Origin of the sequence: Serratia sp. MMO-28, assembly GCF_037199905.1 — a bacterium.
In the GTDB taxonomy this organism is placed as follows: Bacteria; Pseudomonadota; Gammaproteobacteria; order Enterobacterales; family Enterobacteriaceae; genus Chania; species Chania oryzae.
Map to the genome: position 1 here is coordinate 1 of NZ_JBBCVB010000055.1, position 8,393 is coordinate 8,393.

Annotated in this window: 16 protein-coding genes; 4 read left to right on the plus strand and 12 right to left on the minus strand. The window is 49.6% G+C overall.

Annotated features, from left to right (window positions below; all coding sequences use genetic code 11):
- Positions 1-96, plus strand: a 96-nt coding sequence (locus WG891_RS26225) for an IS1 family transposase (protein WP_000851394.1), incomplete at its 5' end; no start/stop codon positions are given.
- 202 nt (positions 97-298) lie between these two features.
- Here the strand turns inward: WG891_RS26225 and WG891_RS26230 are convergent.
- From WG891_RS26230 to WG891_RS26250, 5 genes are read right to left on the minus strand one after another with little or no spacing between them, the layout of a single operon-like run.
- Positions 299-583, minus strand: coding sequence for a hypothetical protein (locus tag WG891_RS26230; protein WP_032449364.1), 285 nt, complete (start codon positions 581-583; stop codon positions 299-301).
- Positions 584-631: 48 nt separating this feature from the next.
- Positions 632-1,012, minus strand: coding sequence for a hypothetical protein (locus WG891_RS26235; RefSeq protein ID WP_032449363.1), 381 nt, complete (start codon positions 1,010-1,012; stop codon positions 632-634).
- The gene (locus tag WG891_RS26240) at positions 996-1,559 is read right to left on the minus strand and encodes a hypothetical protein (RefSeq protein WP_020323174.1); all 564 of its coding nucleotides are present in this window, start codon (positions 1,557-1,559) and stop codon (positions 996-998) included. The genes WG891_RS26235 and WG891_RS26240 overlap by 17 nt, the downstream gene beginning before the upstream one ends.
- Positions 1,560-1,562: 3 nt before the next feature.
- Positions 1,563-1,826 carry a hypothetical protein gene (locus WG891_RS26245; RefSeq protein WP_223571426.1) on the minus strand — a complete coding sequence of 88 codons (264 nt, stop codon included), beginning with the start codon at positions 1,824-1,826 and terminating at the stop codon, positions 1,563-1,565.
- Between the two features lie 44 nt (positions 1,827-1,870).
- Positions 1,871-2,293 carry an antirestriction protein gene (locus WG891_RS26250; protein WP_001642212.1) on the minus strand — a complete coding sequence of 141 codons (423 nt, stop codon included), beginning with the start codon at positions 2,291-2,293 and terminating at the stop codon, positions 1,871-1,873.
- 179 nt (positions 2,294-2,472) lie between these two features.
- Here WG891_RS26250 and WG891_RS26255 point away from each other — a divergent pair, with 179 nt between their 5' ends.
- Positions 2,473-3,261 carry a SprT-like domain-containing protein gene (locus WG891_RS26255; protein ID WP_020323160.1) on the plus strand — a complete coding sequence of 263 codons (789 nt, stop codon included), beginning with the start codon at positions 2,473-2,475 and terminating at the stop codon, positions 3,259-3,261.
- 29 nt (positions 3,262-3,290) lie between these two features.
- On the opposite strand, the gene ssb is transcribed toward WG891_RS26255, so the two are convergent.
- The 3 genes from ssb to WG891_RS26270 all read right to left on the minus strand — a co-directional run bounded on the left by ssb (position 3,291) and on the right by WG891_RS26270 (position 5,727).
- Complete coding sequence (gene ssb, locus WG891_RS26260; protein ID WP_020323149.1) at positions 3,291-3,824, minus strand: single-stranded DNA-binding protein; 534 nt, start codon at positions 3,822-3,824, stop codon at positions 3,291-3,293.
- A gap of 116 nt (positions 3,825-3,940) precedes the next feature.
- On the minus strand, positions 3,941-4,270 hold the full coding sequence (locus WG891_RS26265) for a TrfB-related DNA-binding protein (protein WP_020323151.1): 330 nt from the start codon (positions 4,268-4,270) through the stop codon (positions 3,941-3,943).
- A gap of 575 nt (positions 4,271-4,845) precedes the next feature.
- Complete coding sequence (locus WG891_RS26270; protein ID WP_020323144.1) at positions 4,846-5,727, minus strand: replication protein RepA; 882 nt, start codon at positions 5,725-5,727, stop codon at positions 4,846-4,848.
- Between the two features lie 139 nt (positions 5,728-5,866).
- Between WG891_RS26270 and WG891_RS26275 the strand changes: the two genes are divergently transcribed.
- Together WG891_RS26275 and WG891_RS26280 are read left to right on the plus strand one after the other, a co-directional pair.
- A complete protein-coding gene (locus WG891_RS26275; RefSeq protein ID WP_020323168.1) occupies positions 5,867-6,199 on the plus strand; it encodes a hypothetical protein in 333 nt (110 codons plus the stop codon).
- Positions 6,200-6,364: 165 nt separating this feature from the next.
- Positions 6,365-6,973, plus strand: a complete 609-nt coding sequence (locus WG891_RS26280; protein ID WP_032449362.1) for a recombinase family protein — start codon at positions 6,365-6,367, stop codon at positions 6,971-6,973.
- Here the strand turns inward: WG891_RS26280 and WG891_RS26285 are convergent.
- The 4 genes from WG891_RS26285 to WG891_RS26300 all read right to left on the minus strand — a co-directional run.
- Positions 6,970-7,155 carry a ribbon-helix-helix domain-containing protein gene (locus WG891_RS26285; protein WP_006118530.1) on the minus strand — a complete coding sequence of 62 codons (186 nt, stop codon included), beginning with the start codon at positions 7,153-7,155 and terminating at the stop codon, positions 6,970-6,972. The genes WG891_RS26280 and WG891_RS26285 overlap by 4 nt on opposite strands.
- A gap of 284 nt (positions 7,156-7,439) precedes the next feature.
- Positions 7,440-7,748, minus strand: coding sequence for a hypothetical protein (locus WG891_RS26290; RefSeq protein WP_032416643.1), 309 nt, complete (start codon positions 7,746-7,748; stop codon positions 7,440-7,442).
- Positions 7,749-7,751: 3 nt separating this feature from the next.
- Positions 7,752-8,090, minus strand: a complete 339-nt coding sequence (locus WG891_RS26295; RefSeq protein ID WP_223226685.1) for a hypothetical protein — start codon at positions 8,088-8,090, stop codon at positions 7,752-7,754.
- A 207-nt stretch (positions 8,091-8,297) separates the two neighbouring features.
- A partial coding sequence (locus WG891_RS26300; protein WP_000851394.1) for an IS1 family transposase occupies positions 8,298-8,393 on the minus strand: 96 nt, incomplete at its 5' end.

Consider the following 8,393-nt stretch of genomic DNA (forward strand, 5'->3'; position numbering starts at 1 on the left):
GCACGGCTGGGACGGAAGTCGCTGTCGTTCTCAAAATCGGTGGAGCTGCATGATAAAGTCATCGGGCATTATCTGAACATAAAACACTATCAATAAGTTGGAGTCATTACCTATCGAGTCCTCCGGGGCATCGTGATCGTACTCGCCCCAATAGCGCCTCGTCATATCGCCATCGAGAACCAGGAGGAAGGCATACAATTTACGCTGGCTGTTAGACAGGATGCACTTACACTTTGGATTGCTGCTGTCATACACCAGACCGTTAACTTCCACTTTAATCTTCATATCCATTGCCGCCTTAAATATAAACCAACCAGAATATAGCAATTGCGGTAAATACAATTGCAGTTCTAAAGGATAATGCTGCTCTTTTCTGTTCTGCCGCTATCATATTATTTAGCGTTTCTTCCTTGTTTTCTGTTGCAGAGGCGCGAGGTAAATCATACCACCGCTTCAGCTGCCGCATCGTTTCCATCCTGCTCAATGAATATTTACTACTCAAGCAGTATATCCAGAAAATCACAGCCAGAATTACGGGGATAAATTTCAGGTACATACTAAACATATCTGTTGGCTGTTCCATATGTCGTCCTTCTCATTCTATTTCAACCACTACCAGACTTTGAGTATTTCACTTCTGTGAAAAGGCGTCCCAATCTGGATAGATATAATAAACAGAACCAGCCTCTATAGGCAGTGTCTTAATCTTCGTGTCAGGGACAATCTGCATATTTACTCGCTCAATGATGTCACCACATTTTCTTCTGTCTACTACAAACTCCCAGCGAGACTGGGGCAGTGTAACACCGAGCCATTCAATGTTTTTTTCGCTCTTTGTGACAGCCACATGGTAATCACATTGGCTTTCAGTATCACGAACCATCAGCTCTTGATTATCCCCTCTAAAATCAATCAGGCTTACCACCTTTATAGGGCTTTTAATCCCCGCCATCGCAGTGGCCGAAATAAACAGAATCGCCAGCAACGCTACCCCATTAACTTTTATCACCATTATCTCCTTCGGTAATATCGCCAGTCATAGCTACCCAACATTTCGCACCATCATACTCATTTCCACCTTCCGCGATAAAGACGTGTCCGTTAGTGTCGATCGCTATCGCGCCAGGCCGTTCATGGTGCGCATCGCGCAGGCAATTTTTCCAGCCATAGGCTTTCCCTTCCCATATCAGCACCACGCCGCCATCATGCCCCGGCCATGCTTCACGATAAGCAGATGCTTCAGCAACAAACCGTAAGCGGGCGAAAAAGCCTGATTGCTTCAGCTCTTTCGCGTCGGCCAGTTGTGGGAATTTTGCCCTGGTAAAGCTGCCCGCATCCGGCGCGGCCACCACGATTTCATCATCAATGACGTTGCGCCGGATCTCTTTGCCATCCTCGATAACCTTTTTGCGGAACGAGTGCCGGAAAACGGCAGAGTAAGCCCCGGATTCATTCACGAAAACGCACGTATCCCAGCGGTGATTGCCCTTACTACGAAACGCCCGGTAAACCTCGCGGCCATACTTGGCCGCATCCTCTTTTTTGAAGTCGAAAGCCATATGTCAGTCCTTTTTCTCAAATACCTGTATGTATTGCCCGCAGCTGGCGCAGCAGTATTCACCCAGCCAGCGGCCATCCTCATTCCAGTCATTAATCCCGCAGCGGCAGCGTACAACGCGGCGCTTGCCTTCCGGCACCTGGAGAGGGGGGAATATCGTTTCCTGAATGTCCGGCCAGAACCGCACGGATGCCACCCGGACCGCCTTTGTTTGGCCCGAATAGTCGAGATACCGAAACCAGACTTCATCTGTCGCAACCATCAGCATTTCTTCCTGAACGAGTAAGGCGGGCAAATGCCCGCCGCTCCTGGTTAATCTATTGCCCGAAAAATACGGCTCTGTGACTCCGGCGGGAGCGTTTCGGTAAAGTCCCGCAGCGTGTGATAGCGTTCGGCCATCGTCTCATTCACGCGCTGCCAGCCACGCTCAAACGCCACGCAGCAAAAATGGCTGTAGGCATACAGCGCAACGATAATCCCGGCTTCTTTCGCGCTAACAGGTTCATCAAAATAGTTAGGGAGCGTAAGCTGGTAGCCATCCGGCGCGATGAACGCACACGCGCCATTTTCATAGGTGATGTACTCCCAGCAGCCGCCATCATAGCCAACTGCGTATTTTTTCATAAAGCTGCAAACGTAGTTCTCTGCCTGAAGATAAAATTCTGCGAACGCGTAAGGAAGGAAACGCATTTTCTGAGCGGGGCCATAGATTTTTGCGGTGACGGTATTAGCCATAATGTTTACTCCGGGGTTGCCGCTTTGGGCTGTGTTAACGGGGGCGGTATTGCCTCCCGATGAAATTAGTATCGCTCTTTTCACCCACAAAGTCAATATTAGTAAATACAAATTTTGTTAGACTTTACTCTCTGCCGGAAGTATATTTTCTGTATTGCGCAATACAGAAGGAAGGCCACATGACATTGCCAACACCCGAAACCTACGAAGAACTCCAGCACGCCTACGATTTTTTTGATGAACGGCTTTTTAATAACGAGCTGCCGCCATGCCTGATCACCCTGCAACGCGAAAAGCGTACTTACGGCTATTGCTCGTTTCAGCGTTTTGTTGGCCGCGAGAGCGGGCAAATGGTCGATGAAATAGCGATGAATCCAGTGTTTTTTTCCATCCGAACAATCAAGGCAACGTTATCATCTCTGGTGCATGAAATGGTTCACCAGTGGCAGTATCATTTTGGCAAGGCCGGGAGACGTGGCTATCACAATAAAGAATGGTCCGCGATGATGGAACGCATTGGGCTAATGCCTTCAGATACAGGGCAACCAGGGGGACGGAAAGTTGGGCAAAGTATGGCGCACTACATCATCACCGGCGGCGCTTTTGACCGGGCGTGTGATGAACTGTTAACGCGCAATTTTCAGCTGTCCTGGATGGACCGCTTTCCTCCGTTCCAGCCGAAACCGGGAGCGCCGCAGTCACCCAGCGGAAAAGGTTACATCGATGATGAAAATGATGATAGGGAATACCCGCCGGACGACGACTACACCGACGAACCTGGCGAACTGGATAATGAAATCATCGAGGCAATGAAGTTTGTTTCGCCGCCGCCAGAAACCCCGGTAAACAAGTCCAACCGCGCAAAATACACCTGCCCTGTGTGTCATGTGAATCTGTGGGGTAAGCCGGGGCTGGTCGTGTTCTGCGGCGGGGAGCATTGCGAGAAGGCCGAACTTCAGCCCTCATAAGAAAAGCCCCTGACGGGGCTTTATTTTCATTACAGCGCATGGATCGCATGGTTAGGGAAGGGGAGTGTAACCGGGGCGAATGGAATATCATCTTCAAAGTCCGGCATCGCGCCCTGTTGTGGTTGCTGCCCTTGCGTTCCCGGTGCAGCAGCTGGCGCACCACCTCCGCTAAACTGTTGCTGTCCACCCTGACCAGCGGGAGCGCCGCCACCCTGGCGACCGCCCAGCATCTGCATAACGCCGTTCATGCTAACCACAACTTCCGTTGAGTAGCGATCTTGCTGGTCCTTATCCTGCCATTTGCGGGTACGCAGCTGGCCTTCAATGTACACCTGCGAACCTTTGCGGAGGTATTCGCCTGCAATCTCGGCCAGCTTGCCAAAGATAACCACCGTATGCCATTCCGTGACTTCTTTCTGCTCACCAGTGGCTTTATCTCGCCATGATTCAGATGTGGCAAGGCGCAGGTTAGCGACCGCACCGCCATTAGGCATATAGCGCATTTCGGGGTCCTGGCCTAAATTGCCAACGAGAATTACTTTGTTAACACCGCGTGAAGCCATAATTTATCCTCCTGATAATGGGAAGCTGTGGGCTTCCCGGAGAAATAATTATCGCAATTTGAAGGGTTGCAGTCAATCTAAGTAAAGTAAATATTTACTATTGTTTCTTATTAGGGCTATTCAGTTTTGTTCTGGTTGATGGCGTATTTTTCGGCTTCCTTCAGCACCTTCAGGGCCATCTTTTCGGGTAGCCAAACGTCAACTTTGCGTAGCTTCTCGCCCTCAAAATCGACGGCTACAGACTGGTACAGATCCCAAATACGTTTGACCGTGGAACCCACGTTCTGCTTGGTCCGTCCAACACGTTCGGCCACATCTTTATTGCTTTCCCCTTTAACCAAAACAGAATGGCCGATTTCGGTCGATAAGTGGGTAAACGTCTGCATTGCGGGTAAGAGGCGATCCCATTCTTCCTGCGTCATGCTGCGAGTCTGTTTGCGGGCCATAGTCATTCCTGATTGATAACGATTAAGCCCATGATATAGCGGCCACAGCTAACGGTCAATGTTAGTAAATAATGATTTTACTCTATTGAACTAATGAGAAGGAGAGGGGGAGGCCGTCGCGGCAGCAACTGGCCTCCGGGTGAATCAGCGAAGGAAATGCTGATAGCTCTGGATTATAGCGAAAGTTATCGCTTTTAAAAGAGAGTCCGCAACGCTCGCCGCAAGACCTGATTAGGGAGCCGCAGCGCGGCGAGTCTGTCAGGTCGAGGAAGCGTAATTTCCACTGTTGCTAAGTCATACACCGGACGCGCCTTACTCACAGATAGGCTTTGTTAATTACAGGATATATGTACAGGTAGAAATTAAAGGAAAAACATACAGGATCACCTTACAGGTTTAGGGGGGGGGTAATTTATCTTGGTTTAGGGGGGGGGATTTATCTCGGTTAGGGGGGCAATTTATCTTGCTAGGGGGGGGTAATATATCTCGGTTTAGGGGGGGGGATTTATCTTGGATAACTTGCTGAATGAACAGGGTTATCCACAAAAGAAAAAGGCCCGGAATGGGCCTTTTCTTCACGATTTGTACGGTATAGGGGGAGGAGAACTGTACAGCAGCAGGCCACCTTTGACCTGATCAACCTTTGCCGCCGGATACACTGAAAGCACCTGTTTCAGCGCTGGCATGAATGCCCGTTTAAAATCCTTGTCGGCATTCTTCCCGCTGTACTCCTGGGCGAACTGCTCCCGCAGCTTCATCCAGTACAGCATGACCGGGCGGCCCTCGATGCGGTGGAGACGGTGAGCAAGCCATGCGTATATATCGAGTGCCAGAGCGGAGCCTTTCAGCACATGCAACGCCCTGTTGTCGAGCGGAACGGCGCTCTCAATCAGGCCGTTATAATAGCCCTCTGACAGAGTGAGTGTCCCCGGCCATAACGTGAGCTGCTTTGTGTCTCCATCTTTGAGCCAGGCATCAAACTGTTCAACGGGCTGGCCGTTATAGGTACGGCCTTTGAAGCCCAGCTGTAAGCGACATGCTGCCAGCGCCTGCATCTGTATACGCAAGGTTCTGTGCCTTGCCCCCTGAAGTTCCATTCCCATAAGGCGAAGAAATTCGCTGGCACTGTGGCCGATGGCGATTTCCCGCGTTTTGTTGCGCAGTGCATACGATGAAATCCAGGCGAACGTGAGTCGCGGCATAGCCCCATAGGGTAGAGGCTGCTCTACCGGACCATTACCTTCATCAAGCCATCCGGCCTGCACCACAAGCCAGGCATCACCAGAGCGGCGCATAAACTCGCGGCCTTCCACTTTAGAGCGAGGCAAACCGACCTGGCACAGAATAGAGTGGGTGAACGCCATATCATCACCCTGCGGCGGTTCCTGCCGGATTAGTGCCGCTGTATCAATGGCTTTTTGTTGCCGTTTGGTTAGCTGTTTTCTGTCCTCTGCCATTGTCATTTTCCGTAGTAATGTAACGCTGAGAAAACACTAGCACGGTGATTTAGTAATTACCAGTAAAAAAAAAGGTGACTATTATTTACTTTGTGCATTATTGACTGTACGGTAGTGTTAATTTCAACAGGAGGAAGCTATGACAGAACGCCAGCAGAATAGAAATATTTGTGTTGTGGGGAAGGTCAAAGACGGAATGACCATCGATACCTCAAAAATCAAAATCGAGGACGTGTCAGAAAGAGTTATCAGTATTGATGATAGCTTTAATACTGAGGATGCTACTTTGTCTCTGCGTACAGTAATGAGAAATGTTGCAACACGGATTTATCTACCATCAGTTTTAAAAGGCGCATGTCCAGCATTTGAAGCATGGGCAGATAAACGCTCGGTTGGTGAAAAGCTACCGCGTGGAAAGTATTTCAAATCGCGTGAATTTATCCGTCAGTTCAAGATCCAAAACTATGTCTAATTTTATATCGTGACTGTCACGCATAGCTGGTAGATAGCAACTATCAGCTATGTCTTATGAGTATACCCTTCTGTCACCCTCTGAATCCTTCCCCTCGCGCCTTAATGGCATAACTCTAATGACATAGGTTATAGTGACATAACCCTAATGACATAAGAGGCGGTCATGTACATATTTGGATACCTCCGGGCTTCTGCACACGATCAGGATGCGTCACGCGCCCAGCAGCGGCTTAAAGCCTTTGCACTTGAGCATAACCACCGGGTAGCCGGATGGTACGTTGAGAATGCGTCTGGCGCGTCCCTGCAACGCCCTGAGCTTATGCGCCTGCTAAATGATGCTGAGAAGGGCGATCTTATCCTGATTGAGCAGGTAGACCGCCTTTCACGCCTGGATGATGAAGGCTGGCAGCAGCTGAAGCGAATGATGCAGGAAAAGAATCTGGCGATTATCAGTCTGGACCTGCCAACCAGCTACGCGGCGTTAATGCCCCACGGTAGCGATGAATTTACACGGAGTATGCTGACGGCCATCAATAGCATGATGCTTGATATGCTCGCGGCCATCGCCCGAAAAGACTATACAGATCGCCGCCGTCGCCAGCAGGAAGGCGTAAGGAAAGCCAAAGAGAAGGGGGTTTATCGTGGCCGGATGCCCGACCAGAATAAGCATGACCTGATCCGTTCTTTGCGGCATCAGGGGAAATCTATCAGCGAGACGGCCAGACTCGCTGGCGTATCGGAAAGGACGGTTACGCGGGTGAGCAAAAGTTAATTCTGGCTATCGACCTGTTTACCAGGAACGCCGTGTTTGACCAGCAAATCCTCTATAGCTTCATCGAGCAGGCGGCTTTTAGGTATCCGCGTTTTGGCCGCTAAAGCGTCAAACAATGGAACAAGCTGATTATCAAGGGACGAGGTGAAGCGTCGGCGATTTTTTAAATAGGGTTCGGCCATTACATCCGTTTCCACACAGTTACAGGTGCAAGCAGTGTATGTGGCTGTCAGATAGATTAAAGTGGTTGCAGATAGTGCCTATATAGTGCAAAAATTCACCCTGAATACAGCACCAGGGCACTTACAAAAATAAAATATGCACGATTCCAGCTCGTTTAAGTCGCCTTCATGGCGACTTTTTTATGCTCTTTAACAATATGATTGTTGTGATAAACATGGATTGTGCAGCTCAATATCCATGTCTGGAGGAAGCGCTTCCGGGGCAAGCCCGGAAGCCTTGCTTATTAGCGGTGGGAGTAAAGACGCCAGGCGGCACTGCCGGAACTACCATCACAGATACGGCCAGCGAACACCGATCCCTGAGAGTACTTAACACCGTTCAGGTAGCAGTAGCTGCTGTTCTGCGTTTGTTCTGAGCGAAAAGCTGACTCCTGCTGACTCAAGCGATGCTCGGCAGACTGGAGACGAACGGAAAGCGCGTTGATTTGCTTCTGCTGATCGCTGATTCGGTTTGAGAGCGCTACTGCGTCGTTCTGAGTGGCGCACCCGGAGAGTAGGGCGGCGGCAATAATAGCTGGGATTAGTTTCTTCATGTGTTACTCCTGAAATGAACGTCCGTATCGCTGAATAATCAGCTCCAGTGTGTTTTTGTTTTCTGAAATAGTGGTCATAGGGCAGCTGCTTAGAAATACTTTACGAGCCGCAGCTGTCGCGCCGGGGTTGTAGTAGGGGGTGTAAATTCGTATCTCAAAAAAGCTCTGGCGGCCCATTACACAGTCAGGCCCGGATGTTGCCTCGTTACCTTGTAACTTTCCGGCCATACAGGTGAACGCGAGACACGGATCACCCTTAGTATTTCCCTCCGCAAAGGCGCTGGCGCTACTGAAGATGCAGTACATCAATAATATTTTTGCAACGGTTCTTAGCTTACTCATACGTTCCCTCTTATCCATTTGATACAGCTTGTTGAAATCACATTGATAACCAACAGCAATCCCATTAGGAACAACAGGTTATAAAACTCTGGCGCTCCCAAACGGCCCATAAACCACTCGACAAGAAACAGCACGATTGATAGTGTTGCGATCAACTTCAATAGCTTTCTTGACGCAGCGCTTACAAAAAACGGTAATGACTCCAACTTATTGATAGTGTTTTATGTTCAGATAATGCCCGATGACTTTATCATGCAGCTCCACCGATTTTGAGAACGACAGCGACTTCCGTCCCAGCCGTGC